The organism is Salinispora mooreana (assembly GCF_000379065.1).
Lineage (GTDB): Bacteria > Actinomycetota > Actinomycetes > Mycobacteriales > Micromonosporaceae > Micromonospora > Micromonospora mooreana.
This window is the reverse complement of sequence record NZ_KB900614.1, coordinates 1014522-1041246: the sequence shown is the minus strand read 5'-3', so window position 1 is coordinate 1041246 and position 26725 is coordinate 1014522. Positions and strand designations below refer to the sequence as shown.

The following is a 26725-nucleotide window of genomic DNA, read 5'->3' as shown; positions in this document are numbered from 1 at the left end:
CTTCCGGCCGTCGCTGGTGATTCGAGGCGCCCGGTGCGAGACCCACGAGGGGGTGCGGAGAGGTGGCATTCATCCCGGCCGCGCCCGGGTCAGGTTAGTGGTGGGATCAATGCCAGATGGAGGAAGAGGATGATCAAAGCGCTGAACAACATCGAAGTCATTACGCTGTTTACCGAGGACCTGCCGGTGACGAAGAAGTTCTACCAGGACGTCTTCGGCCTCGAGGTGGTGTTCGAGGACGAGGTGTCGGCCGTCGTCAAGCTGCAGAGCCTGATGATCAACTTGCTCCAGGTCTCCGAGGCCGACGAACTGATCGAGCCGGCCCGAGTTGCTGGTCGGGACGGCGGCTCCCGTCTGCTGCTGACCATTTTGGTGGAGGATGCCAACGCGGTCTGCGCCGAACTCGAGCGGCACGGGGTCAAGCTACTCAACGGGCCGATCGACCGCCCGTGGGGCCGTCGTACGGCCGCCTTCGCCGACCCGGCCGGCAACGTCTGGGAGGTCGCCCAGGAGTTGCCCGGCACCTGACAGGTAGCCGGGCGGTGGCGCGGCAGGGAGCTGGCTCCCAGGCCGCGCCACCGCCCGCCGGGCCTCACGACAGCCGTCGGGCAATCTGTGCGTCTGGCCGCTCCCATCCCGCGGTAGTAGCCACAACGGCAATCCAGGAGATGTCTCGGTGCTGCCTCATCTCAGCCCTGACGGACAGGGCATGGACAGGGCGCTTACAACCAATAATTGAGGGCCCACTACCCACGTCGCTCCTCCTGGGCCAGGTCGCCAGCGCCGCTAGGACGGCGCAGAGAAACAGACAGCTCAGCAGGCCGCAAACCGGTGCGGCGACCACCCAGAACAATCCTCCACGAGGCTCGATGATAGGGCTCAACAGCCGCGGTACGGGAGGTCGAGGAGGAGGCCGGCTGGCGGCCCAAGGGTTGTAGGAGCCAGTGTCGAGGCTGAGGGCGTCGAGGCGGCCGGTGAAGTGTCGAGGGGGCACCGACGCGCGACGTTGGGGGTACCGTCAACGTGATGGCCGGTTGGGGAGTTCGCTGGCCTGCTGAGCTTGGAGTGACGCTATGGCCTCGCCTGTCGATCCGCGCTTTGGGGTAGCACTGCGTGAGTTCCGGGAGCAGCGTGGTCTGTCGATCCGATCCCTCGGGCAGCTCGCTCATCGGAGTAAGAGCCATCTGCAGGAGCTGGAGGCGGGACTCAAGGCTCCGACGGTCGACACGGCGTGCCACCTGGACCGGATTCTCGGCGCGGGAGGCGTGCTGGCTCGCCTGGTTGACGCACCGATCGACCATGCGGCCGAGGCCGGCGAGCTGCGGGCGAGAGTCGCCGCCAGTGACGTGGGCAGAGACGTGCTCGAACGGATTGAACAGGGCGTTGACGACCTGGCCAGTTCCTATCCGACGTTGGCCCCGGCAGACTTGTTGCCGCTGGTGCGGCGGCACCTCGCCGATGTGCGGCGGCTACTGGATGGACGGGTCACACTTGCTCAACAACGGCGGTTGTTGGTTGCCGGTGCCTGGCTGGCGGTGCTGCGGGCGACCGTTCACATCGACCTTCGACAGCGCACTGCTGCGGCTGCCCACCTGCGGGCTGCGCGTGACCTTGCCGAACATGCCGAGCATGGTGAGATCCAGGCATGGTGTCTGGAAACCCGGGCCTGGGACGTGCTGACTCAAGGTGACTACCGGAGGGCGCTCGATCTTTCCGGTCAAGCGCAGCGGGTCGCCCCGAAGGGCAGCTCTGCTCGGATTCAGGCGACCGCCCAGGAGGCGCGCGCGTGGGCGCGGATGGGAGACGTCGGTGCGACTCGGCGAGCGCTGGACCGGGTGGAGCGGTTGACGGCGAATCTGCCCGTTCCGGAGCGGGCTGAGCACCACTATCGCTACGACCCCGCCAAGGCCGCCGCCTATACGGCCACAACGTTGGCGTGGGCGGGGGACCCCGGTGCCGAGCAGGTAGCGCGGGCGGTTCTGGCCGACCTGGACCCGCACGGAGATGGGGGAGCGAGGCCTCGTCGGTCCGCATCAGCTCGTCTCGATCTTGGCCTTGCCCTGGTCGCCGCCGGCCAGCCCGACGAGGCGGTCGCCCTGGGGGTGCAGGCTGTGATGTCCGGGCGGGTGGTGCCGTCGAACTGGTGGCGGGCTGCGGAACTGCTGACGAAGGTGGAACAGTCGGGGGCGCCGGAGGCCGCGGCATTGCGTGACCTGTGCGTCGAACACGCCCCGGGACGCCGACTATCGGCGGACAGCAAGCCCGGTTAGCGGACACGCAGCGGCTAGATCGATGCCGTGTTCGGCGGGACGCTGGACCTCACCACACCGGGGCGCGGAGCGAGAGGTGCATTGGCAGATGTCCCTCCGCGCACTCAGGACGGAGGGCCGGACCTATGACCGTAGCAATTGGACTTCTGCAGCGAATCGTCAGTCGGTACCTGCTGATCGGAGGCGGACGGGCGCGCGGTTTGCCTATCGCTACGAGGGAGGCTCAACCGCCCCCGCGGGGAGCGCCTTCGTTCCGTTCAGGTTGATTGATCTCTCGGACGGCCGGTGGGACGTACGTACCGTCGGCCACGCTCCCCTCTGGGCTGTAGACGCGGAGCAGCATGCTGAAGGGCCCATCGGGAACGGGTAGCCAGTTGGCGGTACTTACGCCTGGTGGTGGAGTTGGCGTTGCGTAGATGCTGATCGAGCCATCCTCGTTGGTCTCGAGCCCCGGAGTGTAGCTTGCTACGACGTATTTATCCTCCGGGTTGCGATGCAGGTTAATGGTTTCAGAAATGTAGGAAGTGACCGACCAGAAATCACGGGACTGGGGAATCTGGTCCCTCTCGAAAGTGAGAACATATCCGCCGGAGGCTCCATTCAGTGGTCGATCGTCCTCGCCCTGGAAGACATTGTAGTACGCTGAACTGTCGATGCCGTTGCAGTATTGACAGAATTCGGCAATCGAGGATCGATCGAGGTATTCGCGCCCCCAGAAGCCGATGTTTCGGAAGTTGATCCAGTTGTTCTGATCGGTATTATCAAGATAGTTCGCGATGATCGCGGACTGTGCGTCCTGGGTCGCTCGTGCGAATTCTTCGTCGAATCTCCCGGTGGCGAGCAGTTTGTCGAATTCATCCGCAAGTTCCCTGTTGTCGCCAGTGAGAGGTGGTGTTCGGATGTCCCTAACCCCACGTTGGAGTTCTCGCAGGAAGCGAATAGGATTATTTCTGATCAGCCTGCCCGCATCCCTCTTGAACGAGCGAGCCCAGAAAGTCACGGGGAGAATCAGGGTCTCCGCCAGCACGCCCCTCTCGTACGCCAGCAAGGGGCCCATGCGCAGGGATCTCCGGAACTCCTCAGCCAGAGCACTCTGGTTCTCCCCCTCGGACGAGAATCTGTTGGTCCGGATAATCAGGAGCGGATTTGTCACCGGAAGTGCTATCTGGGCTACCTCTGGAGGGAGGCTTCCGCTCCAGCCGGGTCCAGTGAAAGCGTAGGTGCCACCAGAGGTTGTCGATATATCGGTATTAATAATGTTCCCGTAAACGTCGGTGATGAGTACCCCATACGTCGCCGCGGTGTCCGGGATCTCCAAGATCGCTGGCTCATGACGTACGCCGATGAGTGCAGAGGTGTACAGCGTGTCATCGCTGGGTGCCACCACGGAGCGGAATGTGGGGGACATCTCGTCTGGTCCGAAGAGGAGATTGGGAACCAGGACCCGCTGTTGTTGATGCGTGAACCACCGGGGGTAGAACTTGGTTACATAACGGCGCGTAACCTCATAGACGTGCGCTGTCTGACCGTCGATTGCGGCTCCGTCTGGAGAAGGTGACCTCGCAGTGGTGTAAGAGGGTGTGGCAAGCAAGATCCCCGCGGCGCACAGCGAGGCGCAGAGAGATCGGATTAGGCGCGTCATGTAGGCTCCTTCGCGTGCTGCCCAGACAGCAGCACGAGTTCGCGACCGAGAATGGTCAGCTACTCCGGAAACCGAACCTGACTATCGCTCACATTCTTACAAAACCGGCTCGTGGGTGATGCGATTACGGATTGTGTCACCCAAAGGTGGAGTCTGTGCGGCTTAACCCGCCGCACCCTTGGGTCGCTGCGCTAGTCTCGAAGGTTCGCGTGGTGGCGCGCGGTCCCGCTGGTAGGGCCGAGACATGTCCATGAAGAGCTGTCGCGGGGCATGCTGTGGAGCTGTCTGTCGCGACGGCACGAGTGGTGTTGTGGGGTTCCGGGCCTTGGGGTGGCCGCCGGGCTGGTCTGCCGGGTTCGGATTCGTCGCCGGTGGTCAGGACGCCTGGCGGATGGCCGGGCTGGTCAGCCAGGCGTCGGCCAGGTTGCTGACGGGGACGTCGAGAGCCCGGCTGAGGCAGACCACGGTGCCGAACGCCGGCGCGGGTAGGCGACCCGACTCGATTTTGCGCAGCGTCTCCGGGGAGATGCCGGCCGCCAGGGCCACCTCGACGAGGCTGCGGTCGGCCCGCGCGGCCCGGAGGGCGACCCCGAGGCGCTGGCCCGCGGCGATCTGCTCGGCGGTCAGGGGTTGGCGAACCATGCCGGCAGGATAGCTCCCGATGCCCCCGCAGCGTGGGGTGGTATAAAAATACGGTATTAAAATACCGTTGCCAGGGAGGCACCGTGATCGAGCTGAAGTCCGCCGAGGAGATCGACCAGATGGCGGTCACCGGCCAGTTCGTCGGTGAGTTGCTCGCCGAACTGAGCGAGGTCGCCGCGGTCGGCGTCAACCTGATGGATCTCGAACACCACGCCCGTCGTCGGATCGCGCAACGCGGTGCCACGTCCTGTTACTGGGACTACGCCCCCTCGTTCGGCCGCGGCCCCTTCCGCAACGTCCTCTGCCTGTCGGTCAACGACGCGGTGCTGCACGGCCTGCCGCACGACTATGTCCTCCGCGACGGTGACCTGCTCAGCATCGACATGGCGGTCGGCATCGACGGCTGGGTCGCCGACTCCGCGCTCTCCCTCGTCGTCGGCACCCCCGCCCCCGCCGACCTGAAGCTGATCGAGGCCACCGAGGTCGCCCTCGTCGCCGGTATCGCCGCCGCCCAGCCCGGCGGGCGGCTCGGCGACATCTCCGCCGCGATCGGTCAGGTCGCGCACTCTTACGGCTACCAGGTCAACGGCGAGTTCGGTGGGCACGGCATCGGCCGCACCATGCACGAGGCCCCGCACGTGGCCAACAATGCTCGCGCCCGTCGCGGTCTGAAGCTCCACCCCGGCCTCACCATCGCTATCGAACCCTGGTTCTGCGCCTCCACTGACAAGATCAAGTTCGACGAGGACGGCTGGACGATTCGCTCCGCCGACGGCTCCCGTACCGCCCACTCCGAACACACGATCGCCATCACCGCCGCGGGCCCCCAGGTCCTGACCCACCGTCCCAGCCGCGGTGCCACCAACGCCGATCCCGCCGGCAGGCCCGCGACGACCTCGTGTGGGGGGATCGACCCGGCGGCGGGGTCGTCGCGCCCGGACCGTGGGGTCAGCTGATGTAGTGCAGGATCACGTTGTGCACGTGGTGGCTCTTCTGGGAGCCGCGGAACTCCACCTCGTAGGTGTGCGTGCCAACGTGGATGGCGATGGCGCCGGTGGAGAAGAACGAGCCACCCCACGACTTGTTGCTGACCACGCTCACACTGGTGATCTTCGCGTACGGGATGCTGGTGATCGCGTAGCGTTTGCCGATGAACGAGCGGTCCTGAATGATCACGCGTCGGTCGGTCACACCGATGAAGCCGGTACCGGTGCCGACGGCGTCGTAGACGGCGATGATCTGCTCGCCCTCGAGCAGCCCGCTCTGGATCTGCTGGAACTGCTCCTTGCGGTCGTACGTCGCGTTCGCCATGGCCTCAGCGTAGGTATCACGAGCACATCGACAGGGAGCGAAGTGGCCTGCGGTGATGCCTCGGCTGCTGGTAGCTGGTCACCGTGGCCTCAGGGCTCGGTGACGGCGCGATACGCGTCCTCGATGCGGGCGGCCAGCAGGACCTCGCCCTCGGTCAGCGGCATGGTCTCGTGGCCGACCCGGATCTCGGTCTGGTCGGCGCGGCGGCTGATCTCGGGACGAAGGTGCAGCGCGTCAGCGACCACCTTCACCCGCTCGGTGAGGGCGGCATGTTGCGAGTCGTCGATGGGGAGCGTCCGTCGGATTCCTTCGCCCTCCCGGGTCCAACCGGGCAGCAGGGTCAGCGCATCGTTGAGATGGTTGTGCTTACCTCGCCCGAACGGCATGCGTGCCACCACACCTCCCGGCATCGTTGCTGGCTTGTGGCCTAATCGTCGCTTCCCCGTGTCGTTTTGGTGGACTTAGTCTGTCTCTTGGGAGGAACTGTGTCCACGGCCACACTTCTGGGTCTTCCTGGCCTGATGGGTTGGTCGCGGTACCCAAACCGGCGATTGATCTGGCACGCTGGACGCTCGTGCGGACCGAACAGGCAAGCGATGGCGGCCGGGTGGAGCGACCCGAGCCGAAGGTGGTCGTCGGCGCGGCAATCATCCAGAACGGTCGGGTGTTGGCCTGCGCACGGTCTGCCCCGCCGGAGGTGGCGGGCCGGTGGGAGTTCCCCGGCGGCAAGGTGGAGCCGGGGGAGAGCGAGACCGCGGCGCTGGTGCGCGAGTGTGTCGAGGAGTTGGCCGTCCGGGTGGAGATCGGTGAGCGGGTCGGCCGGAGCGTTCGGATGGCCCACGGGCGCTCGGTGCTGAAGGTGTATCTGGCCCGGCTGCTGCACGGTGACCAGCCGCAGGCCTTGGAGCACGCGGCGCTGCGTTGGCTCTCCGCGGCCGAGTTGGACAGCGTCACCTGGCTACCCGCCGATGCCCCGATTGTCGCCGCGCTCCGCCCGCTGCTGGCCGCTGGCTGACCCGCAGCAGAACAGGAAGGGCGACCCGAAAACGGACAGAGCCGGCGGAGCTGCCGCCGGCCCTGTCGTCGTCGTTGACGTGTTCAGTGCTTGTCCTGCTCCGGGTGGGCGTAGTTCAGGTGCTCCGGCGGCAGCGGGAAGGTCACGTCCTCGCCGAACGGCGACGGTGCCGCCGGCCGGTCGAAGGTGAGCTCGGTCAGCGGCAGCTTGCCGGACTCGTCAAGTGTCGGGGCGGTCGGCTTCGGCACCTCGCGGTGCCAGTTGACGCCGGCCTGCGCCTGCGCCTCGGCCTGCGGGTCGTGCGACGCTCCCGCGTGTGAGTGGAACCCGGGCGGGCCGGCCGCGGGGGTGCGCACGGCACCCGGGGAGTGCTCGCTGGTCACGCTGGTCTGAGGCACCTGACCCCTCCGGAAGATCTTGTTACCGAGCCAAACAAGGGGATCATACTTCCGGTCGACTACCCGCTCCTTCATGGGGATAATCCCGTTATCAGTGATCTTGATGTGCTCGGGGCAGACCTCGGTGCAGCACTTGGTGATGTTGCAGTAGCCCAGACCCTGTTCGGCCTGTGCGTACTCCTTGCGGTCGTCCCGCGCGTCCAGTGGGTGCATGTCCAGCTCGGCCGCCCGAATGAAGTACCGCGGCCCGGAGAAGGCTGGCTTGTTCTCCTCATGGTCCCGGATCACGTGACAGACCGTCTGGCAGAGGAAGCACTCGATGCACTTGCGGAACTCCTGCGAGCGCTCGACGTCAACCTGCTGCATCCGGTAGTCGCCTGGGGCGACGCCGGGGGGCGGTGCGAAGGCCGGGGTCTCCCGGGCCTTCTCGTAGTTGAACGAGACGTCGGTGACCAGGTCCCGCACGATCGGGAACGTCCGTAGCGGCGTGACCGAGATCGTCTCGTCCTCGGTGAAGGTCGACATCCGGGTCATGCAGGCCAGCTTCGGCTTGCCGTTGATCTCCACTGAGCAGGAGCCGCACTTGCCGGCCTTGCAGTTCCAGCGGCAGGCGAGGTCCGGTGCCTCGGTGCTCTGCAGTCGGTGGATGATGTCGAGGACGACCTCGCCCTCTTTTGCCTCGACCAGGTATTCCTTCAGGTCGCCGCCGGTCTCGTCGCCCCGCCAGATGCGGAACTGTCGCTTCGTGGCCGGTGCGCCGGCCGCCTGGCTCTTCTCAGTTCCCATTCCTCAGCGCTCCTCCTCGGTGAGGGCGTCGAACTCCGCCAGCTCCTCGTCGGTCAGGTACTTCGCCAACTCCGCGCGGTCGAAGAGCGCGAAGAGCTCCGGCCGCATCCGCGGTAGCGGCTTGCGGTCCAGGTGCACGATGTCGCCCTCCAGGGAGCAGACCTGGTTGACCCGCCGCCAGGCCGGGTCCATCGTCGGATGATCCTCCCGGGTGTGGCCGCCCCGCGACTCCCGCCGCTCCAGCGCTGCCTTCGCGGTGCACTCGGAGACCACCAGCATGTTGCGGAGATCCAGGGCAAGGTGCCAGCCCGGGTTGTAGCGCCGGCCGCCCACCGCGCTCACCTTGGCCACTCGTTCGCGAAGCTCGCCGAGCCGGGCCAGCGCGTCCACCAGCTCGCCCTCCCGTCGAATGATGCCGACCAGGTCACCCATCACCGCCTGGAGATCCTGCTGTAGGACGTACGGGCTCTCGCCGGTGTCCCGCTGTAGCGGGGCCAGGGCCGTCTCCACCGCGGTCTCCACCGCCGGCACCGGGACCCGGGGCCGGGACGCCAACCCGTCGGCGTACGAGGCGGCGTGCCCGCCCGCCCGCTTGCCGAAGACCAGCAGGTCCGACAGGGAGTTGCCGCCGAGCCGGTTGGAGCCGTGCATCCCGCCGGAGACCTCACCGGCGGCGAACAGCCCGCGGACGTGTCCGAACGCGGCACCGGAGTCGGGGTCGACCTCCACCCCACCCATCACGTAGTGGCAGGTCGGCCCGACCTCCATCGGCTCCTGCGTGATGTCGACATCGGCCAGCTCCTTGAACTGGTGATACATCGACGGGAGGCGACGGCGGATCTCCTCCGCCGGTAGCCGGGAGGCGATGTCCAGGTACACACCCCCAGCCGGGGTGCCCCGACCCGCCTTGACCTCGCTGTTGATGGCCCGGGCCACCTCGTCGCGCGGAAGCAGCTCCGGTGGACGCCGGTTGTTGTCCGGGTCCTCGTACCAGCGGTCCGCCTCGGCCGCACTGTCCGCGTACTGCTTCCGGAACACATCCGGCACGTAGTCGAACATGAACCGCTTGCCCTCGGAGTTCTTCAGGATCCCGCCGTCCCCGCGGACCGACTCGGTGACCAGGATGCCCTTCACCGAGGGCGGCCAGACCATGCCGGTCGGGTGGAACTGGAGAAACTCCATGTTGATCAGCGTCGCCCCGGCCCGCAGCGCCAGCGCGTGGCCGTCCCCGGTGTACTCCCAGGAGTTCGAGGTGACCTTGTACGAGCGGCCGACCCCGCCGGTCGCCAGCACCACGGCCGGCGCCTCGAAGAGAATGAACTCCCCCGACTCCCGGTAGTAGCCGAAGGCGCCGGCGACCCGGTCGCCGTCGAGCAGCAGCTCGGTGATGGTGGTCTCGGAGAAGACCCGGATCCGGGCGTCGTAGGAGCCGTGCTCGCGCTGATCTTCCTGCTGGAGGGAGACGATCTTCTGCTGGAGGGTGCGGATCAGCTCCAGGCCGGTGCGGTCGCCCACGTGCGCAAGGCGCGGGTACTCGTGCCCGCCGAAGTTGCGCTGGGAGATCTTCCCGTCCTTCGTCCGGTCGAAGAGGGCGCCGTAGGTCTCCAGCTCCCAGATTCGCTGCGGCGACTCCTTCGCGTGCAGCTCGGCCATCCGGAAGTTGTTCAGGAACTTGCCGCCACGCATGGTGTCGCGGAAGTGCACCTGCCAGCTGTCCCGGCTGTTCACGTTCCCCATCGCGGCCGCGGCGCCGCCCTCGGCCATCACCGTGTGCGCCTTGCCGAAGAGCGACTTCGAGATGATCGCGGTCTTCTTGCCGGCCAGCCGGGCCTCGATCGCCGCCCGCAGCCCGGCGCCGCCGGCCCCGATCACGACGACGTCGTAGTGGTGTCGTTCGATTCGCGTGGTAGTGGTCATGTCGGGGCCCTCTAGTTGATGAACCGCAGGTCGGTGAACCAGTCGGCGGAGACGGCCATGATGTAGAAGTCGGTGAAGAGCACCGTGAACAGCGACACCATGGCGAACGTGCCGTGCCGGACGTTCAGCTTTGAGATCAACGTCCAGAAGCGGTACCGCACCGGGTTCCGGGAGAAGTGCTTCAGTCGTCCGCCCATCACGTGCCGGCAGGCGTGGCAGGAGAGCGTGTAGCCGGCGAGAGCGACGATGTTGACCAGGATGATCAGCGAGCCCAGCCCGACCCCGAAGGCGCCGTCCGGCCCGCGGAACGCGAGGAACGCGTCATAGATGTTGATCAGCAGGACCACGAAGGCCAGGTAGAAGAAGTACCGGTGCCAGTTCATGACGAACAGCGGGAACCTGGTCTCCCCGGTGTACTTCTGGTGCGGCTCGGTCACCGCGCAGGCCGGCGGGGACGCCCACAACGAGCGGTAGCCCGCCTTGCGGTAGTAGTAGCAGGTAACCCGGAACCCGGCGACGATCGGGAAGGCGACGATGCCGAGGGGGAGGAAGAAGGGGAACTCCCCGAACGGGGTGCCGAAGTGCGATGAGCCGGGTACGCACGAGTCGGTCAGGCACGGCGAGTACAGCGGCGTGAGGTAGTGGTAGTCCTCCACGTAGTACCACTTCGCCATGAAGACGCGGATCGTCGAGTAGACGATGAAGAAGAGCAGGATTGCGGCGATGCCGACGGGCTGCACCCACCAGCGGTCGGTACGCAACGTTCTCGCCGCGATGGCGGCACGCGGACGCGCGCCCGGCCCTCCCGGCCTCGTTGCCGTTGATGTCATTCGAGTCGTCTCCCTGACGGGGCCCGGATGGGCGGCGGATCAAGTTCGGTAGGCAACCAGGCCGCACCCGCTTGCCAACGTCATGCGCACACCAACGACCGCGCCGGAGAAACGGCGCAGCTAAGTGACACACGTTACGCCGATCTTTGCGAGCCGTCCGCGCAAGGCAGTGTCCCGTGTGTCCCCGTTCTTGGAAAGGCCTGTCGGTGCATCGATGTCCACCCGTTCGTTCGACGGCGTCGTTCAGCCGCGCCGACCGCGGCCACCCGCCCCGCCCACCGCGGGCACTGGCGGTCGCCGATCAGCCGGAGGCCCCACCGGTGAAGTTCCACGCGGCGAGGCGCAGCGCCGGCGCCTCCCACCAGACCCCGTCCACCCGGTCCGGCTGACGGGCCAGCGTGTGCCCGACGCCGAGTACCGCTCCGGGACCGAGCGCGCGCGGGTAGGACTCGGTGAACCGGAGGTCACGTACCGCCCGAGTCACCACGCCCTCCTCCACCAGCCACACCCCGTTCCGGGTGAGACCCGTGACGACCAGGCTCTTCGGGTCGAGGACCCGGGTGTACCAGAAGTCGCTGACCAACAGACCACGGCGGACGCCGGCGAGCAGCGCGGCGGTGTCCGGGTCAACGACCGCCGCGGTACGGGCGTCGCCGGACCCGGGCTGCCGCACCGCCTCGGCCGAGGCGGCGGTGAGACGCAGGTTGCGGGGGACCGGGCCCCAGGCGGTGCCGCCGGGGACGGCGTGCCCGGTTGAGGTGGCACCGGCCAGGGCGGCGGTGCGCCGATCGTGCGCGACGGCAGCGGTCACGCCCGCGTCCACCAGGGTCAACGCCGCCCGCCGAGTGCCCTCCACGTCGAACGGCGGACCGGACCGGTCGAGCGGATCGTCCACCAGGGTCACCATCGGGTCGAACTGGGCCGTGCCGGGCTCGGCGAAGGACTGACCCTCGTGGTGCCGCCTGCCGTTGAAGCCGTAGGAGGAGAGGTTCTGGAGCAGGTCGGCGACGGCGGCCGGCTCCAGCACCACCTCGTACCGGCCGGGCGGCAGCTCGACGGGGTCGGTCGCCGCCCGAGCCTTGCCGGCGGCGCGGGCGCCGAGGACGGAGCCGTCCAGGTCGGCAAGGCGGTCGGCGGCCAGCCGGGCCACCCCGTCCGCGCCGCCGGTGCGGGCGATGCCGTCCATCGCCGCCTCGGCGGTCTGGCCCCCGACCGAGTGACCGGCCGAGTTGGCGAACGCCGACGAGCGGTGCGCGGTGCGGCAGTAGCCGGCCGTCTCCAGCCCGCCGGCCGCCGCCACGAAGGCGCGGACCCGATCGGCCCGCTCACCCGGCTCCGCGTACGCGGTCGCCTCGTCCACCGGGGCTCCGGGCGGAATCGGGGTGGGTGGGGTGAGCCCCGGCCAGGCCGGGTCGAGCGGACCGAGTCGTACCGCCGCCAGGGTGCGCTCGACGAGTTCCCGCAGGCCGTCCGGGGTGCCGACGCTGCCACTGCTGGCGACGGTCCGCCCGGCGAGGTGCAGCCGTAGCCGTACGGTCTGGTGGGTTTCGCCGACGTTCTGGTGGATGAACGAGTTGGCGAACCGGGTCAGCGCCAGCTCGGCCCGGGTCACCGTCGCCTCGGCCGACGCGGTCGGCCCGGCCAGCCGGTGGACCAGCTCTATCACCTGGCCCGCCAGGTCCAGCTCGGACCCCGGCCGGATCGTCGCCCTCACGCGCGCACCCCCACCCGGGTGCCCCGGAAGCGGGCGGGTGCGGCCGGATGGCCGGTGTGCCCCACCTGCCCTGGTTGGCCCTTGCCGCAGTTGGGTGTGCCCCAGGCGACCGTCTCGCCGGAGAGCATGTCCATCGAGCGCCAGAAGAGCGGGCTGATCCCGGTGTACGTGGGGTTGCGCAGCATCCGTCCCCGTCTCCCCTTCCTGATCTCCCAGCCGACCTCGCAGCCGAACTGGAAGTTGAGCCGTTTGTCGTCGATGGACCAGGACCGGTTGATGTCCATCAACACCCCCTCGTCGGTGGCGGCGATGATCTCGTCCAGGCTGTGTGGACCGGGCTCCAGCCCGACATTGGTCATCCGCACCATCGGCAGCCGGGCCCAGCCGTCCGCCCGGACGCTGCCGGCGTAGTCCAGGCCCGCGACGGCGGCCGAGTCACGACCCGCGAGCACGCCCACCCAACGCCCCTCCCGGACGGCGTCCCGGCGGACCGCCGGGGAACCCTCGTCGTCGTAGCCGAAGCTGCCCAGCGCCCCGGGGAGCGTTGGATCAACGGTGATGTTCATCAGCTCCGAGCCGTACCGCAGCGAGCCGAGCTGGGCCAGCTCCAGCCAGGAGGTACCGGCGAAGGCCGCCTCCCAGCCGAGGATCCGGTCCAGCTCGATGGCGTGCCCGACCGACTCGTGGATCTGGAGGGCGAGCTGCTCGCCACCGAGGATCAGGTCGGTCTCGCCGGCGGGGCAGGGCGGTGCGGTGAGCAGTGCCCGGGACTCCTCGGCCATTCGTGCCGCGTGCGCGGTCAGGTCGAGCGAGTCGACCAGTTCCCACCCGCTGGTGCCGTACTGGCCCCGGTAGCTCGGGTACGACCGGCGTTGGGTCTCTCCGGCGCCGATCGAGGTGGCCGAGATGCCCCCGCCGCACTCGCGGATGCGCTGGTCGATCCGGTGGCCCTCACTGGAGACGAACCACTTCGCCGTGTCCCAGATCTGGTAGAGGCCCTCGGCGAGGTCGGCGCCGTGCTCGGCCATCAGCCGGGTCGCCTCGACCAGCAGGTCGCCCTTGGCCGACAGCGGCACGCCGAGCGGATCCACCGCGCAGGTCGAGGCCCAGCTCGCGATGACCGGCTCGGCCGGGATCGGGTCGATCGGCGGGCCCGGAACGTGGGCACTGGCCGCGGCGATCCGCGCTGCCCGCCGGCCGGCGTCGCGGGCGGCGGAATCGGACAGGTCGGGGACGGCGTGAAAGCCCCAGCTCGACCCGACCAGCGCCCGGACCCCCAGCCCGACACTCTCGTCCTGGGTCAGCTCCTCGATGTCGCTGTTGCGGGCCGTCATGGACTCGTAGCGCCGGTGCATCACCCGGGCATCCGCGTACCGGGCGCCCGCGTCGAGGGCGGCTTGGACAGCGGCGGACGCCGCATCGAACTCGGTCATAGCTCGACCCTAGATGGTCAGCTCCTATGACTGATCCGAACCAAGCCGGGGACGGCGCTCACTCCAGGTGGGTACGGAGGAAGGCCAGCTCCAGCCGCAGCAGTTGTTCACCGACGCCGCCCGCCGCCATGTGCGTGGCGCCGGTGAGTGGCAGCACCGAATGTGGGTGTCCGTTGGCCACCAGCGCGGCCGACAGCCGCAGCGTGTGCGCCGCCACCACGTTGTCGTCGGCCAGCCCGTGCACCAGCAGCAGCGGCCGGGCCTGCTCGGTGGCGGCGGCCAACTCCACCAGGGAATGGTGGGCGTACACGTCCGTCCCGTCCTCGGGCAGGCCCAGGTAGCGTTCGGTGTAGGCGGTGTCGTACAGGCTCCAGTCGGTCACCGGCGCCCCGGCGATCCCGCACGTGAACAGCTCCGGACGGCGCAGCACCGCCAGCGCCGCCAGCCAGCCGCCGAACGACCAGCCCCGCACCGCCACCCGGTCGAGGTCCAGGTCCGGATGTTTGTCGGCGAGCGCGGTGAGCCCCTCCACCTGGTCGGTGAGGACCATGTCCGCGACCCGCCGGTGGATCGCCTTCTCGAACGACGGCGCGACCCCCGGCGTACCGCGGTTGTCGATCACGACCACCGCGAACCCGGCGTCGGCCCACCACTGCCGCTCCAACCACGCCGACCGCGCCGCCAGCACCTCCTGGTGACCGGGGCCGCCGTACACGTCCAGCAGCACCGGCAGCCGGCGGCCGGAGACGTGGTTCTCCGGGTAGAGCACCGCAGCCGGCAGTCGCCGGTCGGTCACCCGCTCCAGCAACGGCAGCGGAGCGTACGGCGGGGCCGCTGCGAACGAGCGTAGCGTCGCCACCTCCCGGTCACCGCGCCAGACCGTCCAGCGTAGACCCGGGTGGTCCAGCGAGGCGCTGCCCACCACCAACACGTCCCCGCCCACGACACCGACGTGCCAGCCGGAGTCCGAGGTGATCCGGCGTACGTCCATGCCGCCGCCGACCGTGGTGCGGACCCGGAACAGGTGCTGCTCGCTCGGCTCGCCCTCGGCCGCCTCCACCAGCAGATCAGCCGGTCCGGTGCCCGCGCGGGCCGGGAGCCGTCCCACCACCCGGCGCACGTAGAGCGACGGCGGCGTCAACAGCGTTCCGTCGGCGAAGAGGCAGCGTGCGTCGTAGCCGTCGTGGGCCAGTTCCCCGCCGACCAGCACCCGGCCGTCCGGCAGGTGAGCGGGAGTGCCGGGGACCGGCTCCACCCAGCGCGGGTCGGCCAGCTCGGCGTGTACCTGGGTCTCCCCGGTGCGTGGGTCCACCGCGAGTACCAGTCCGTGCTGTTGGGAACGGCGCAGCACGGTGATCAGCGGTCCGCCGTCGGCCCAGTGCACGGCGGTCAGGTACGGGTAGGTCTCCCGGTCCCAGTGCACATCGACCCAGCCGTCGTCGAGATCGAGCAGGTGCAGGCTGACCTCGGCGTTGGGTCCGCCCGCCCGGGGGTAGGCGACGGTGGTCGGCGCGGTCGCCGGCTCGGCCGGGTCATGCAGGTGCCATCGGCCCAGTCGGGACTCGTCTACCCGGGCGGCGAGTACCGAGCGCCCGTCCGGTGCCCACCAGTAGCCCCGAAAGCGGTTGAACTCCTCCGCCGCGACGTGCTCGGCCAGCCCCCAGATGACCCCCGCGTCCTCGCCGGCGAGCATGGTGTCGGTGCCGTCGTACTCGACCACCCGAAGCTCTCCCCGGCGGACCCCGGCCGCGGCGTCGGTCACGTACGCCAGCCGCTGCCCGGTCGGGTCGGGTCGGGGATCGAGCACCGGGCCGGCGGCGGCCACCTCGACCACGTCCCCGTGGATCAGGTCGGCCCGGAAGAGCCGGCCACCGAGGGCGAAGATCGCCACCCGGCCGGCCGAGTCGAGAGCGTACGAGCCGATGCCGGCGGCGCTCAGCCGCAGCCGCTCCCGCAGCGTGCGCTCGCCCGGGCTGAGCTGGTCGGCATCCTCCGACAGGAGCGCCGCCGGATCGGCGACGAGCCGCTCCTGCCCGGTGTCGACATCGAGGAGCCAGAGCGCCTCGGTGGGGTCCGTCGGCCCACCGGAGCGAAGGAAGAGCACCCGGGAGCCGTCGTCGGCCACCGAGATCGCGTGCGGCGCTCCGTGGCGGAACCGACGGGTCCGCGCGGCCAGCTCCGGAAAGTCCACACGTCGGATCGTAGGGCGGTGCCGTGGGTGATGTGGCGGACCTGCGCGGACGCATCCGGGTCGGCTGCGAGAACCGCCGGATAGAGTGACGGACGTGACGACACTGCCCGATCGCCGGCTCCTGCTGGTCCATGCGCATCCCGACGACGAAGCCATCGGCACCGGCGCGACGATGGCCCACTACGCGGCCACCGGTGCGCACGTCACGCTGGTCACCTGCACCCTGGGTGAGGAGGGTGAGGTGCACGTGCCGGAGCTGGCGCAGCTCGCCGCGGCCGAAGCCGACCAACTCGGTGGCTACCGGATCGGGGAGCTGGCGGCGGCCTGCCGCGCGCTCGGGGTCACCGATCACCGGTTTCTCGGCGGCGCCGGCCGCTATCGCGACTCCGGGATGATGGGCCTGGCCACCAACGAGCACCCGCGCGCCTTCTGGCAGGCCGACCTCGATGTGGCCGCCGGGCAGCTGGTGGAGCTCATGCGGGAGCTCCGACCCCAGGTCATGGTCACCTATGACGGCAACGGGTTCTACGGCCACCCGGATCACATTCAGGCCCACCGGGTGGCGATGCGGGCACACGAGTTGGCCGCCGCCGACGGGTTCGCTCCGGCGAAGGTCTACTGGACGGCGATGCCGCGCAGTGTGCTGGAGGCGGGGATGACGCACTTCGCCGGCTCGTCGGACAACCCGTTCGCCGGCATCGAGGAGGCGGTGGAGTTGCCGTTCTGCACGCCGGATGAGCGTATCGCCGCCCGGATCGACGCGAGCGGGCAGCACGCCGCGAAGGAGGCGGCGATGCGCGCGCACGCCACCCAGATTCCGGACAACTCCTGGCTGTACTCGATCGCCGGCAACTTCGGCAGCGAGTTCATGGGGGTGGAGTACTACACCCTCGCCGTTGGCGAGAAGGGCCCTGGCTTCGGCCCGTACGGCTGGGAGGACGACCTCTTCGCCGGGCTGCCGGTCGCGGAGAGCTCGGACCGGACATCGGTAGCGGAGGGCTCGGACGACCGGATGTCGGTCGCGGAGGGCTCGGACCGTGCTCTGGCCGACGGCGTCAACCGGGCCCCGGTCGGCGCGACCGGTCAGTGGTGAGTCTTCCCGCCGTGCCGGTGTCGGTCGTGCCCGACGAGAGCGCTCCACCCCCAGCCCGGGGCGACGCCCGGTTCGCCAGCCGGGTGTTGCGGTTCACCGGCGGCGTGTTGGCGGTCGCCGGCGGGGCCCTCAGCGCGATGCTGGAACTCCTGTTCGCCCCGCTTCGGGTCGGTGGCTATCTGATTGGCGTGGCCGTGCTGGTCGCGGTCGGGTTGAACGTGGCCCTGACCTGGTTCGCCCTGGCTACTGTCGGGCGTCGGTGGGCGGTGGCGCTGCCCGCCGTGCCGTGGTTCTTCCTGGTCGCAGTCGCCGGGATCCGCACCGCGGAGGGGGACGTGCTGCTCGCCGGCACCTGGGTGGACCTGCTGCTCGTCGTGGCCGGCGCAATGACCTTCGCGGTGCTGGGGTTCCGGCAGATCCTGGCCGCCCCGCCGGCTACCCGGCCCGGGGCCTGACGGCACCCGTCCTCCGGTGGTAGACATTCCTGCCAGGATGACCCGTACGAGTGGTGGCGGGCGGTATGGCGGGAGAGTGCGATGAGGCAGCGGTGGCGGGCGGCCGGAGCGCTGACGGGTGCGTTGTTCGTAGTCAACGTGGTCGCTCGGTTGATCATCTGGGTGGGGTTCGACGATGCGGACACGACCGCGGCTGACCGGGTGTCGCTCGGGATGTTCGTGGTGATCGGGGTGGGCCTGGCCGCGGTCACCTTCGTCTGGAGCCGAAGCCGGCCCGCCGCCGAGTGGGGGGCGGACGTCGCCGCCGCGGTCGGCGTCGCGCTGGCGCTGACCGTACTGGTCGGGCCGCTGTTGGTGGGGAAGAACCCGTTCGGTGACGGTGCGGGGACCTTCTTCGCGCAGATCTGGCTCTATGCCGCTGTCGCCGGCATCGGGGTGCTGCTGGGCTATCTGCTGGCCGTCGCGCTCGGCCTGGACCACCGCTCCCGGGTGCTGAAGCGGTACGCCGAGTCGAAGACGGCGAAGCCGCACAAGCCGGCCCGCCGCTGACCCGTTCAGTCGGCCGGTGCGGTTCGGGTTCGGTAGGTGTGATGGGTGGTGAAGCCGAGGGCTCGATAGAGCGTCACCGCCTCCGCATTGCTCCGTTCGACCTGGAGGAAGGCGTTCGTCGCACCGACCGCCACACCCCACTGCGCCAGGGAGTGGATCACCTGCCGCGCCAGTCCTCGCCGGCGTGCCTCGGGTGCCACCTCGATCAGACTGAGGCCGAGCCAGCGGCCCGCCCCGGTGACAGTTCCCCGGCCGATGGCGACCAGCCGGCCGGCAACGCGTACCTGGGCGAAGCGGATCTGGGGCACGGCGGTGAGCACGTGCCGGGCGGCGGTCGGCAGGTCGCCCTTGCGGTTGGCGGCGACCGCCAGCCAGTCCGCCGACGGCGTGGCGGCCAGCTCGACCGGCGGTGCGTCGGCGATGGCGGGCCGGGCGGCCGGCAACGCGGCCAGCGGCACCGTCTGGACGAGCACCGGCGGGCCACCGCTCCAACCCCGGGCGTCGAGCTCCGCGCTGACGGGCGCGGCGAGCGGAAGCGGCGTGTTGATCAGGGCTGGTCGACCGAGGTCGGCGTACCAGCGCTGCACCGTGTCGATCGCGGCGGGAAGTGGCCGGTCCGGGTCGCCGACCGGTAACGCCGAGTTGGCGCGTCCGGTCCAGCCGTCGGCGCTGCGCAGCAGCCAGTCGCCCAGGTGGGCCCGGGTCGGTGCGGGCCAGGCCGCATCCGCCGCGTGCTCCAGCGCGGCCATCGCGGCGGCTGCCGGCCGTCGGGAGGGGGGTACTCGCCGCGCCCGGTGGACCTCGTCCCTCGGCACCGTGAGTCGCCCCTGCGCGGTGACGAGGGTGAGATGGCTCTCGCTCAGCTCAGCCAACTCGCCGAGGGCGTCGGAGAAGCGGGGCCGGCCTGCGCGAATGCCCACAATTCGGCGGACCACGACCCGGTGTCCCACATCCTCTGGTTGGAGCACGATCGACCTCCTCCCCGACGAGATACTAGGCTCATACCCGTCGCGGGTGATCGCGGCGTGTCTGCGGAGGAGAAGATCGGTGACCTATATCATCGCCGAGCCGTGCGTGGATGTGCTCGACAAGGCATGCATCGAGGAGTGCCCGGTCGACTGCATTTACGAGGGCAACCGGATGCTCTACATCCACCCCGACGAGTGCGTCGACTGTGGTGCCTGTGAGCCGGTATGCCCGGTCGAGGCGATCTTCTACGAGGACGACGTGCCGGAGCAGTGGAAGGACTACACCGCGGCCAACTATGAGTTCTTCGAGGACCTGGGCTCGCCCGGCGGAGCCTCGAAGATCGGCAAGGTGGAGAAGGACGCCACCTTCGTCGCGGCGCAGGCGCCGCGTGGAGAGGCACACTGAACCGGCCCACGCCGGTCTCGGCTCGGCTGCCGGAGTTCACCTGGGACGCCCTGGAGGCCGCGACCGCTCTGGCCGCGGCGCACCCGGGGGGCCTGATCAACCTCTCCATCGGTACGCCGGTTGACCCGGTGCCGCCGTCGATCCGGCAGGCGCTGGCGGACGCCTCGGACGCCCCCGGGTACCCGCTGACCGCCGGCTCGCCGGCGCTGCGGGCCGCGATGGTGGCCTGGGCGGCGCGTGCCTGCGGTGCCCAGCCGGAGGGGCTCGGCGTGCTTCCGGTGGTCGGGTCGAAAGAGCTGGTCGCCTGGTTGCCCACGCTGCTCGGGATCGGGCCGCAGGACGTGGTCGTGGTGCCGTCGGTCGCGTACCCGACCTACGAGGACGGGGCTCGACTCGCCGGGGCGACCGTCGTGCGGGCTGATTCGTTGACCGCCCTCGGTCCGACCCCCCGGGTCCGCCTGGTCTGGGTGAACTCGCCGGGGAACCCGACGGGGCGGGTGCTGCCCGCCGCCCACCTGCGCAAGGTGGTCGACTGGGCCCGAGAGCGCGGTGCCGTCGTCGCCAGTGACGAGTGTTATCTGCCGCTGGGCTGGGAGGCCGAGCCGGTCTCGGTGCTGTCGTCGCAGGTCTGCGGCGATTCGTACGACAGCGTCCTGGCGGTGCACTCGCTGTCCAAGCGGTCCAACCTCGCCGGCTACCGGGCCGGCTTCGTCGCCGGCGACCCGGCGCTCGTCGCCGAGCTGCTCAAGGTGCGCAAGCACGCCGGGATGATCATGCCAGCTCCGGTGCAGGCCGCGATGGTGACCGCGCTCGAGGACGAGCGGGACGCCACCGAGCAGCGGGAGCGCTACCGGGCTCGGCGGGCCGTGCTGCGTGCCGCGTTCACCGCCGCCGGGTTCACCGTCGAGCACTCGGAGGCCGGCCTCTACCTGTGGTTGACCCGGGACGAGGACTGCTGGGCGACGGTCGACTGGCTGGCCCGGCGGGGCGTCCTGGTGGCGGCGGGTGCCCTCTACGGGCACACCGGCGCTCGGCATGTCCGCGTGGCGCTGACCGCGTCCGACCAGCACGTGGCGGCGGTCGCCGACCGGTTGGCCGGCTGAGAGCGGCGGGTGTCGACCGTGACCGACGCTGGAAGCATCGCGGCCGGGGCGGCGTATCGCGGGGTCCGGGCCGCGGTCGTGGGGACCGGTCTGATCGGGGGGTCCATCCTGCTTCGGCTCCGCCAAGCAGGGCTGGATGTCACCGGCTGGGACCCGGACCCGACGACCCGGGACCAGGCACGCGAGTGGGGAGTGCCGGTCCCGGAGACCGTCGAGGCAGCGGTCGCGGGCCGGGAGCTGGTGTTCCTGTGCGGGCCGCTACCGACCCTGCCAAGCACACTGTCGGCTGTCGCCGCCGCCAGCGGGCCCGACTGCGTCCTCACCGACGTGGGTAGTACCAAGGCCGAGGTGGCCGCGGCGGCGGCCCGGCTGGGTCTGCTGCACCGGTTCGTGCCGGGACACCCGATGGCGGGCGCCGAGTTCGCCGGGCTCGCGGCGGCCGGGCCGACGCTCCTCGGCGGTGCCGCGTGGGTGCTGTGCCCGGGGCCGGCGACGGCCCCGTTCCGCTGGCTCACCGGGCTGCTCCTGGCCGTGTTCGGAGCTCGGGTGGTGCCGCTGGCCGTGGCGGAGCACGACCGGGCCGCCGCCCTCGCGTCGCACGTGCCGCACCTGCTCGCCGGGGCGTTGGCCGGGGCGAGCGGTCGGACGGCTGCACCGGATGCCGTTCTCGCCCTCGCCGCCGGCAGCTTCCGCGACGGCACCCGGGTCGCCGCCACCCCGGCGGCGCGGACGGCCAACCTGCTGCTCGGCAATCGGGACGAGGTGCTGCGGGAGCTGACCGGGGTGCGGGCGTACCTGGACGACCTGGTCGAGGCCCTGCGCTCCGGTGACCGGGAGCGGCTCATCGCGCGCTATGACGAGGCGGGGGCGATCCGGCGTTTGCTGTCCAACCGGGAGTACACCACCCAGGTCCGCGAATTCCCGATCGGTGGGGAGCACACCGCGGAGGTCGACTGGCTTCGGGAGGTCGGCGCGGCCGGCGGTTATCTGGGCGGCTGCCAGGTGCGCGAGGGTCAGGTCTGCTACACCGCCGGGCTGCCGCGGCCCGGTTGGGCGTGACGCGCGGCCCGACGGGCCTGCCGGGGCGGTTGACCGCCGCTAGGGTGTGCACATGGTGGCTGGACCGGTGGTGGCGGTTCGTGGGGAGTCCTTTCGGGAGGTCGCGCCGGAGCGGGCCCGGTTCGCCGTGGCCGTGCTGGCCCGGGACCGGGACCGGGAGACCACGCTGAGCCGGCTGGCCGAGCGGGCGGCCGCCGTCCGGGTGCTCCTCGACGGATACGGCCCGGTGATTGAGCGGCGGGAGACCGGCGAGCTGCGGGTCTCCCCGGAGCTACGACGCTCGGGGGAGCGGGTGCGCGCCTATCACGGCAGTGTGCACACCACCGTCACGGTCACCGACTTCACCGCCCTGGGCGAGTTGATGCTGCGCCTGGCTGACCAGGACCAGGTCGAGGTGTCGGGGCCGTGGTGGTCGCTGCGTCCGGACAACCCGGTCTACCGAGAGGCCCGGCAGGCGGCGATCGCCGACGCGCTGCGCCGGGCCCACGAGTACGCGGAGGCGCTCGGCGCCCGGGTGACCGCGTTGGTCGAGCTCGCCGACGCTGGCGTCGATCGACCAGCGATGCTGGCTGCTCAGTCCTACTCGGCCACTGCCGAAAGGTTGCCCGAGCTCGATCTGGACCCGCAACCCCAGTCGGTGCAGGCGGCGGTGCAGGCGCGGTTCACGATCAGCGAGCCGGTCCTCAGCTGATGGGGCCGGCCCGCGTGGTGCCTGTTGCCGAGTTGGTGGCGCGGGCCCGCGCGCTCGCCGACACCGGCTCCCGCCAGCTACTGGGCATCGCCGGTGCGCCCGGCGCGGGCAAGTCCACCCTGGCCGCGCAGATCGTCGCCGCGGTTGGGCCGGCGGCCCGGCTGGTGTCGATGGACGGGTTCCACCTTGCGCAGGCCGAGCTTGTCCGGTTGGGCCGGGCAGAGCGGAAGGGCGCCGCGGACACGTTCGACGCCAACGGCTATGTCTCGCTGCTGCGCCGGCTGCGGCGTCTGGAGCCCACCTCGGTCTACGCGCCGGAGTTCCGGCGGGAGCTGGAAGAGCCGGTGGCCGGGGCGGTCGAGGTGCCGCCGGCGGTTCGGTTGGTGGTTACCGAAGGTAATTATCTGTTGCTGCCGGACTGGCCGTGGGAGGAGGTTCGGCCGCTGCTGCACGAGGCGTGGTTCCTGGATCTCGATGCGGAACAGCGGCTGCGCCGGCTGACGGCGCGGCACGAGGCGTACGGGCGTTCGCCCGCCCAGGCCCGGGCCTGGGCGGGCGGCACCGACGAGGCCAACGCCGCGTTGGTGGCGAGCACGGCGCACCGGGCCGACCTGGTGGTGTGCCTCGCCGAGCCACCGCCGGGCTGAGCGGGTCAGTCGTTGGCGTGCAGCGCGGCGTTCAGTGCGATGCCCTGCCCGGTACGCGGCTTCGCCTCGAGCCCGCCCGTGACCGAGTTGCGCCAGAAGAGCAGGCCGTCGACGCCGGAGAGCTCGCGGGCCTTCACCACCCGACCGTCCGGCAGCGTGAGCTTGGAGCTGGCCGTGATGTAGCAGCCCGCCTCGATCACGCAGTCGTCGCCGAGCGAGATGCCCACACCCGCGTTCGCGCCGATCAGGCTCCGCTCGCCGATGCGGACCTTCTCGGTGCCGCCCCCGGAGAGAGTGCCCATGATCGAGGCGCCGCCACCGATGTCGGAGCCGTCCCCGATCACCACGCCCTGCACGATGCGCCCCTCGACCATGGAGGCGCCGAGCGTGCCGGCGTTGAAGTTCACGAAGCCCTCGTGCATCACCGTCGTGCCGGAGGCGAGGTGGGCGCCGATCCGGACTCGGTCCGCGTCGGCGATCCGGACCCCGGAGGGCACCACGTAGTCAGTCATTCGGGGGAACTTGTCCACCCCGTACACGGTCAGGTGGCGGCCGGCGGACCGCTCGATGACCCGTAGCTCGTCCACCCGCTCCGGCGGGCAGGGCCCGGCCGAGGTCCAGGCGACGTTGGCCAGCTTGCCGAAGATGCCGTCGAGGTTGAGCTCGTTGGGCCGCACCAGTCGGTGCGAGAGGAGGTGCAGCCGGAGGTACGCGTCCGCGGCGTCCTTGATCGGGTCGGCCAGCGAGCCGAGTACGGTCACCAGCTGGACGGTCCGCAGGCCCGGCAGCGACCGATCGCCGACTGCTCCGGGCGGCAGGTCGAGGACGTCCGCCTCATCCTCGCCCGGGACCAGCGGCAGCTCGCCGAGGCCCAGCTTGCCGGTCGGGTACCAGGTGTCGAGCACCTGGTCGTCAGCGGTTACGGTGGCCAGGCCGATGCCCCAGGCAGACTGCGTAGTGGTCACCTCTGTGACGGTACCGTGCGGATTATGAAGAACCCGCTGACCCCCGAGGTCCTCGCTGATCCGGTGGCCCTGACCCGCGCCCTGGTCGACATCGAGTCCGTCTCCCGGAACGAGAAGGCGATCGCGGACTGTGTCGAGGATGTGCTGCGCGGTGAGCCGCACCTGACCACCTATCGGTATGGCAACACCGTGATGGCCCGTACCAGCCTCGGCCGAGACCAGCGGGTGGTGCTCGCCGGCCACCTCGACACGGTCCCGATCAACAACAACTTTCCGGCCACGGTGCGCGGCGACCTGATGTATGGCTGCGGCACCTCGGACATGAAGAGCGGTGTCGCGTACGCGTTGCACCTCGCGGTGACCCTGACCGAGCCGCGGTACGACGTGACGTACTTCTTCTACGAGGCCGAGGAGATCGAGTCGAGGTACAACGGTCTCTTCCTCGTCTCCGAGGCGCACCCGGAGTGGCTCACGGCCGACTTCGCGTTGCTGCTGGAGCCGACGCACGGGATCGTCGAGGCGGGCTGCCAGGGCACCCTGCGGGCAACCGTCGCCACCAGCGGCGTACGGGCGCACTCGGCGCGCTCCTGGCACGGCGTGAACGCGATCCACGCCGCTGGGGAGGTACTGCGCCGGCTCGAGGCGTACGAGGCCCGCCGGGTGACGGTTGATGGTTGCGAGTACCGCGAGGGGATGAACGCGGTGCGCATCAACGGCGGGGTCGCTGGCAACGTGGTGCCGGACCGCTGCACGGTTGAGGTCAACTACCGGTTCGCGCCGGACCGGAGCCCGGAGCAGGCGGAGGCGCACGTGCGGGAGGTGTTCGCCGACTTCGAGGTGGCGATCACCGACCTGGCGGCCGCCGCGATGCCGGGGCTGGAGGCCGCGCCGGCACAGGAGTTCCTGGCCGCTGTCGGTACCGCACCGATCGGCAAGCTGGGCTGGACGGATGTTGCCCGCTTCGCGGCGCTGGGCACGCCAGCGCTGAATTTCGGCCCCGGGGACCCCAACCTCGCCCACCACCCGGACGAACATGTCGAGATCGGGAAGATCCGCGACGGTGCGGCTGTGCTGCGTCGTTGGCTCTCGGTGGCCTGAACGGCCCTGCTCGCCCCGCCCGTCGGCGGATCTCCACTACGGTTGCCTGCATGAGCGAGAGCAACGGGCGGGAGGCGACCGGTGCCGCCCAGCGGGACCAGCACCGGGGCGCGGGAGCACCACGTCGGTCAGTGATTGGTGGCAGCACCGCTGATCAGCGGCTGCTCGACTCCCACCAGCGCAGTGACTGGAAGACCCGGGACGCCTGGCGGGCGCTGCGGATCCTCTCCGAGTTCGTCGAGGGCTTCGACACCCTCTCCGACCTGCAGCCGGCGGTGAGCGTTTTCGGTTCGGCGCGGAGCCTGCCGGACAGCCCGGAGTGCCGGCTGGCCGAGGAGCTGGGTGGGGCGCTGGCCCGGGCCGGCTACGCGGTCATCACCGGTGGGGGACCGGGGGTGATGCAGGCGGCCAACCGGGGGGCCAGTGAGGCTGGCGGGCTCTCCGTCGGCCTCGGCATCGAGCTCCCCTTCGAGCAGGGCCTCAACGACTGGGTCGATGTGGCGGTCGAGTTTCGGTACTTCTTTGCCCGGAAGACCATGTTCGTCAAGTACGCCCAGGCGTTCGTGGTGCTTCCGGGTGGCTTCGGCACGATGGACGAGCTGTTCGAGGCCCTCACCCTGGTGCAGACCGGCAAGGTGACCCGGTTCCCGGTGGTGCTGATGGGTGCCGACTACTGGCGCGGATTGCTCGACTGGCTGCGGGACACGATGGTGGCCGACGGCAAGATCGGGGTGATCGATCTTGATCTGATCTGCCTCACCGACGACGTGAACACAGCCGTGCGGCACATCGTCGAGGCGGAGGCGGTGCTCTCCGCCGAGCAGGAGGCGATCCGCGAGGAGTCCGTCGCCGTCACCGCGGCCGAGCAGCGGGCCGCCACAGACGACGGAGATCGGAGCTGACGATGGCGGCGATCTGTGTCTTCTGCGCGTCTTCCCGCACGCTTGACCAGCGTTTTCTGGACCTGGCAGCCGAGACCGGCGCAGCGCTGGCCCGCCGTGGTCACACGCTCGTCAGCGGTGGTGGCCGGGTCGGGATGATGGGGGCGGTGGCGGCCGGCGCGCGGGCCGCCGGTGGGCGGACGTTGGGCATCATCCCGCAGTCCCTGGTCGATCTGGAGGTCGCCGACCTCGGCTCCGACGAGCTGTTGGTCACCGAGTCGATGGCCGACCGTAAGACGATCATGATCGACAAGTCGGATGCCTTCCTCGCCCTCCCCGGTGGCCTCGGCACGATGGACGAGCTCTTCGAGGTCTGGACGACCGCCACCCTGACGCTGCACAGCAAGCCGATGACGCTGGTGGACGCGGACGGCTTCTACCGTCCGCTGCTCGACTGGCTGGGTGGCCTGGCCGGGCAGACCTTCCTGAAGCCGGCGGGGCTGGAGTTGCTCTCCGTCGCGGCGACCGTCCCCGCGGCCCTCGACCTCCTGGAATCCCGACTGAGCTGAGCGCCACCGCACGGGTCTTGCGGTGCAGTCAGCGCCGCGGCAGCCCGGCGCGACCGCCCCCGCTGGCGGTGCGCGGTAGGTCCGGGTACCCG

Annotated in this window: 27 protein-coding genes; 15 read left to right on the top strand and 12 right to left on the bottom strand. The window is 70.1% G+C overall.

The window, feature by feature from the left end; translation table 11 throughout:
* Positions 1–129 precede the first annotated feature (129 nt).
* Both SALPAC6_RS0104915 and SALPAC6_RS0104910 read left to right on the top strand, forming a co-directional pair.
* Positions 130–528 carry a VOC family protein gene (locus SALPAC6_RS0104915; RefSeq protein WP_018252328.1) on the top strand — a complete coding sequence of 133 codons (399 nt, stop codon included), beginning with the start codon at positions 130–132 and terminating at the stop codon, positions 526–528.
* A 545-nt stretch (positions 529–1073) separates the two neighbouring features.
* Positions 1074–2270, top strand: a complete 1197-nt coding sequence (locus SALPAC6_RS0104910) for a helix-turn-helix domain-containing protein (protein WP_018252327.1) — start codon at positions 1074–1076, stop codon at positions 2268–2270.
* Between the two features lie 223 nt (positions 2271–2493).
* Here SALPAC6_RS0104910 and SALPAC6_RS25350 read toward each other — a convergent pair whose 3' ends face one another.
* Positions 2494–3912 carry a DUF1214 domain-containing protein gene (locus tag SALPAC6_RS25350; RefSeq protein ID WP_080635996.1) on the bottom strand — a complete coding sequence of 473 codons (1419 nt, stop codon included), beginning with the start codon at positions 3910–3912 and terminating at the stop codon, positions 2494–2496.
* Positions 3913–4287: 375 nt separating this feature from the next.
* Positions 4288–4554, bottom strand: coding sequence for a helix-turn-helix domain-containing protein (locus SALPAC6_RS0104905; protein ID WP_018252325.1), 267 nt, complete (start codon positions 4552–4554; stop codon positions 4288–4290).
* Positions 4555–4637: 83 nt separating this feature from the next.
* Between SALPAC6_RS0104905 and map the strand changes: the two genes are divergently transcribed.
* Positions 4638–5510: a type I methionyl aminopeptidase gene (gene map, locus SALPAC6_RS0104900; protein WP_018252324.1), complete on the top strand. Its 873-nt coding sequence runs from the start codon at positions 4638–4640 to the stop codon at positions 5508–5510.
* Here map and SALPAC6_RS0104895 read toward each other — a convergent pair.
* Both SALPAC6_RS0104895 and SALPAC6_RS0104890 read right to left on the bottom strand, forming a co-directional pair.
* Entirely contained in the window at positions 5503–5865 is a 363-nt protein-coding gene (locus SALPAC6_RS0104895; RefSeq protein WP_018252323.1) for a PH domain-containing protein, read from the bottom strand. The genes map and SALPAC6_RS0104895 overlap by 8 nt on opposite strands.
* Positions 5866–5954: 89 nt before the next feature.
* On the bottom strand, positions 5955–6251 hold the full coding sequence (locus tag SALPAC6_RS0104890; protein ID WP_018252322.1) for a 4a-hydroxytetrahydrobiopterin dehydratase: 297 nt from the start codon (positions 6249–6251) through the stop codon (positions 5955–5957).
* A 188-nt stretch (positions 6252–6439) separates the two neighbouring features.
* Between SALPAC6_RS0104890 and SALPAC6_RS0104885 the strand changes: the two genes are divergently transcribed.
* Positions 6440–6880 carry a (deoxy)nucleoside triphosphate pyrophosphohydrolase gene (locus tag SALPAC6_RS0104885; protein WP_020493540.1) on the top strand — a complete coding sequence of 147 codons (441 nt, stop codon included), beginning with the start codon at positions 6440–6442 and terminating at the stop codon, positions 6878–6880.
* An 83-nt stretch (positions 6881–6963) separates the two neighbouring features.
* Here the strand turns inward: SALPAC6_RS0104885 and SALPAC6_RS0104880 are convergent, their stop codons facing one another.
* The 6 genes from SALPAC6_RS0104880 to SALPAC6_RS0104855 all read right to left on the bottom strand — a co-directional run bounded on the left by SALPAC6_RS0104880 (position 6964) and on the right by SALPAC6_RS0104855 (position 16149).
* Positions 6964–8064 carry a succinate dehydrogenase/fumarate reductase iron-sulfur subunit gene (locus SALPAC6_RS0104880; protein WP_018252320.1) on the bottom strand — a complete coding sequence of 367 codons (1101 nt, stop codon included), beginning with the start codon at positions 8062–8064 and terminating at the stop codon, positions 6964–6966.
* Between the two features lie 3 nt (positions 8065–8067).
* A complete protein-coding gene (locus tag SALPAC6_RS0104875; RefSeq protein WP_018252319.1) occupies positions 8068–9981 on the bottom strand; it encodes a fumarate reductase/succinate dehydrogenase flavoprotein subunit in 1914 nt (637 codons plus the stop codon).
* An 11-nt stretch (positions 9982–9992) separates the two neighbouring features.
* Complete coding sequence (locus tag SALPAC6_RS0104870) at positions 9993–10811, bottom strand: hypothetical protein (protein WP_033667093.1); 819 nt, start codon at positions 10809–10811, stop codon at positions 9993–9995.
* A gap of 301 nt (positions 10812–11112) precedes the next feature.
* Positions 11113–12525 (bottom strand): TldD/PmbA family protein, encoded by a 1413-nt coding sequence (locus tag SALPAC6_RS0104865; protein WP_018252317.1) that lies wholly within the window; start codon positions 12523–12525, stop codon positions 11113–11115.
* Positions 12522–13958 carry a TldD/PmbA family protein gene (locus SALPAC6_RS0104860; protein ID WP_018252316.1) on the bottom strand — a complete coding sequence of 479 codons (1437 nt, stop codon included), beginning with the start codon at positions 13956–13958 and terminating at the stop codon, positions 12522–12524. Before SALPAC6_RS0104860 ends, SALPAC6_RS0104865 begins: the two co-directional genes overlap by 4 nt.
* A gap of 58 nt (positions 13959–14016) precedes the next feature.
* Positions 14017–16149 carry a S9 family peptidase gene (locus SALPAC6_RS0104855; protein ID WP_018252315.1) on the bottom strand — a complete coding sequence of 711 codons (2133 nt, stop codon included), beginning with the start codon at positions 16147–16149 and terminating at the stop codon, positions 14017–14019.
* 85 nt (positions 16150–16234) lie between these two features.
* Here SALPAC6_RS0104855 and mshB point away from each other — a divergent pair, with 85 nt between their 5' ends.
* The 3 genes from mshB (at position 16235) to SALPAC6_RS0104840 (ending at position 18246) form a co-directional block, all read left to right on the top strand.
* Positions 16235–17242, top strand: coding sequence for an N-acetyl-1-D-myo-inositol-2-amino-2-deoxy-alpha-D-glucopyranoside deacetylase (gene mshB, locus SALPAC6_RS0104850; RefSeq protein WP_018252314.1), 1008 nt, complete (start codon positions 16235–16237; stop codon positions 17240–17242).
* A gap of 11 nt (positions 17243–17253) precedes the next feature.
* Positions 17254–17697, top strand: coding sequence for a hypothetical protein (locus SALPAC6_RS0104845; protein ID WP_018252313.1), 444 nt, complete (start codon positions 17254–17256; stop codon positions 17695–17697).
* A gap of 81 nt (positions 17698–17778) precedes the next feature.
* Entirely contained in the window at positions 17779–18246 is a 468-nt protein-coding gene (locus tag SALPAC6_RS0104840) for a hypothetical protein (RefSeq protein ID WP_018252312.1), read from the top strand.
* Positions 18247–18251: 5 nt separating this feature from the next.
* Here the strand turns inward: SALPAC6_RS0104840 and SALPAC6_RS0104835 are convergent, their stop codons facing one another.
* Complete coding sequence (locus SALPAC6_RS0104835; RefSeq protein WP_026189329.1) at positions 18252–19214, bottom strand: GNAT family N-acetyltransferase; 963 nt, start codon at positions 19212–19214, stop codon at positions 18252–18254.
* 79 nt (positions 19215–19293) lie between these two features.
* Here SALPAC6_RS0104835 and fdxA point away from each other — a divergent pair, with 79 nt between their 5' ends.
* From fdxA to SALPAC6_RS0104810, 5 genes are read left to right on the top strand one after another with little or no spacing between them, the layout of a single operon-like run.
* The gene (gene fdxA / locus SALPAC6_RS0104830; RefSeq protein ID WP_012014965.1) at positions 19294–19620 is read left to right on the top strand and encodes a ferredoxin; all 327 of its coding nucleotides are present in this window, start codon (positions 19294–19296) and stop codon (positions 19618–19620) included.
* Positions 19617–20723, top strand: coding sequence for a succinyldiaminopimelate transaminase (dapC, locus tag SALPAC6_RS0104825; protein ID WP_080635995.1), 1107 nt, complete (start codon positions 19617–19619; stop codon positions 20721–20723). The genes fdxA and dapC overlap by 4 nt, the downstream gene beginning before the upstream one ends.
* Before the next feature lie 18 nt (positions 20724–20741).
* Positions 20742–21782 (top strand): prephenate dehydrogenase, encoded by a 1041-nt coding sequence (locus SALPAC6_RS0104820; RefSeq protein WP_026189328.1) that lies wholly within the window; start codon positions 20742–20744, stop codon positions 21780–21782.
* Between the two features lie 52 nt (positions 21783–21834).
* A complete protein-coding gene (locus SALPAC6_RS0104815; protein WP_018252308.1) occupies positions 21835–22473 on the top strand; it encodes an SIMPL domain-containing protein in 639 nt (212 codons plus the stop codon).
* Positions 22473–23120 (top strand): nucleoside/nucleotide kinase family protein, encoded by a 648-nt coding sequence (locus tag SALPAC6_RS0104810; RefSeq protein ID WP_018252307.1) that lies wholly within the window; start codon positions 22473–22475, stop codon positions 23118–23120. The genes SALPAC6_RS0104815 and SALPAC6_RS0104810 overlap by 1 nt, the downstream gene beginning before the upstream one ends.
* Positions 23121–23125: 5 nt before the next feature.
* On the opposite strand, the gene dapD is transcribed toward SALPAC6_RS0104810, so the two are convergent.
* Positions 23126–24085, bottom strand: a complete 960-nt coding sequence (gene dapD / locus SALPAC6_RS0104805) for a 2,3,4,5-tetrahydropyridine-2,6-dicarboxylate N-succinyltransferase (protein WP_018252306.1) — start codon at positions 24083–24085, stop codon at positions 23126–23128.
* 24 nt (positions 24086–24109) lie between these two features.
* Here dapD and dapE point away from each other — a divergent pair, with 24 nt between their 5' ends.
* From dapE to SALPAC6_RS0104790, 3 genes are read left to right on the top strand one after another with little or no spacing between them, the layout of a single operon-like run.
* Positions 24110–25183 carry a succinyl-diaminopimelate desuccinylase gene (gene dapE, locus SALPAC6_RS0104800; RefSeq protein WP_018252305.1) on the top strand — a complete coding sequence of 358 codons (1074 nt, stop codon included), beginning with the start codon at positions 24110–24112 and terminating at the stop codon, positions 25181–25183.
* 50 nt (positions 25184–25233) lie between these two features.
* A complete protein-coding gene (locus tag SALPAC6_RS0104795) occupies positions 25234–26085 on the top strand; it encodes an LOG family protein (RefSeq protein WP_018252304.1) in 852 nt (283 codons plus the stop codon).
* Between the two features lie 2 nt (positions 26086–26087).
* Positions 26088–26633 carry an LOG family protein gene (locus SALPAC6_RS0104790; protein ID WP_018252303.1) on the top strand — a complete coding sequence of 182 codons (546 nt, stop codon included), beginning with the start codon at positions 26088–26090 and terminating at the stop codon, positions 26631–26633.
* Positions 26634–26725 lie beyond the last annotated feature (92 nt).

Coding starts and splice junctions, on each gene's coding strand:
- SALPAC6_RS0104815 (WP_018252308.1), top strand. CDS start 21,835: ATGGTGGCTGGACCGGTGGTGGCGGTTCGTGGGGAGTCCTTTCGGGAG.
- SALPAC6_RS0104905 (WP_018252325.1), bottom strand. CDS start 4,554: ATGGTTCGCCAACCCCTGACCGCCGAGCAGATCGCCGCGGGCCAGCGC.
- SALPAC6_RS0104840 (WP_018252312.1), top strand. CDS start 17,779: ATGAGGCAGCGGTGGCGGGCGGCCGGAGCGCTGACGGGTGCGTTGTTC.
- SALPAC6_RS0104910 (WP_018252327.1), top strand. CDS start 1,074: ATGGCCTCGCCTGTCGATCCGCGCTTTGGGGTAGCACTGCGTGAGTTC.
- SALPAC6_RS0104875 (WP_018252319.1), bottom strand. CDS start 9,981: ATGACCACTACCACGCGAATCGAACGACACCACTACGACGTCGTCGTG.
- SALPAC6_RS0104860 (WP_018252316.1), bottom strand. CDS start 13,958: ATGACCGAGTTCGATGCGGCGTCCGCCGCTGTCCAAGCCGCCCTCGAC.
- SALPAC6_RS0104810 (WP_018252307.1), top strand. CDS start 22,473: ATGGGGCCGGCCCGCGTGGTGCCTGTTGCCGAGTTGGTGGCGCGGGCC.
- dapE (WP_018252305.1), top strand. CDS start 24,110: ATGAAGAACCCGCTGACCCCCGAGGTCCTCGCTGATCCGGTGGCCCTG.
- SALPAC6_RS0104890 (WP_018252322.1), bottom strand. CDS start 6,251: ATGCCGTTCGGGCGAGGTAAGCACAACCATCTCAACGATGCGCTGACC.
- SALPAC6_RS0104915 (WP_018252328.1), top strand. CDS start 130: ATGATCAAAGCGCTGAACAACATCGAAGTCATTACGCTGTTTACCGAG.
- SALPAC6_RS0104790 (WP_018252303.1), top strand. CDS start 26,088: ATGGCGGCGATCTGTGTCTTCTGCGCGTCTTCCCGCACGCTTGACCAG.
- SALPAC6_RS0104895 (WP_018252323.1), bottom strand. CDS start 5,865: ATGGCGAACGCGACGTACGACCGCAAGGAGCAGTTCCAGCAGATCCAG.
- SALPAC6_RS0104880 (WP_018252320.1), bottom strand. CDS start 8,064: ATGGGAACTGAGAAGAGCCAGGCGGCCGGCGCACCGGCCACGAAGCGA.
- SALPAC6_RS0104870 (WP_033667093.1), bottom strand. CDS start 10,811: ATGACATCAACGGCAACGAGGCCGGGAGGGCCGGGCGCGCGTCCGCGT.
- SALPAC6_RS0104795 (WP_018252304.1), top strand. CDS start 25,234: ATGAGCGAGAGCAACGGGCGGGAGGCGACCGGTGCCGCCCAGCGGGAC.
- SALPAC6_RS25350 (WP_080635996.1), bottom strand. CDS start 3,912: ATGACGCGCCTAATCCGATCTCTCTGCGCCTCGCTGTGCGCCGCGGGG.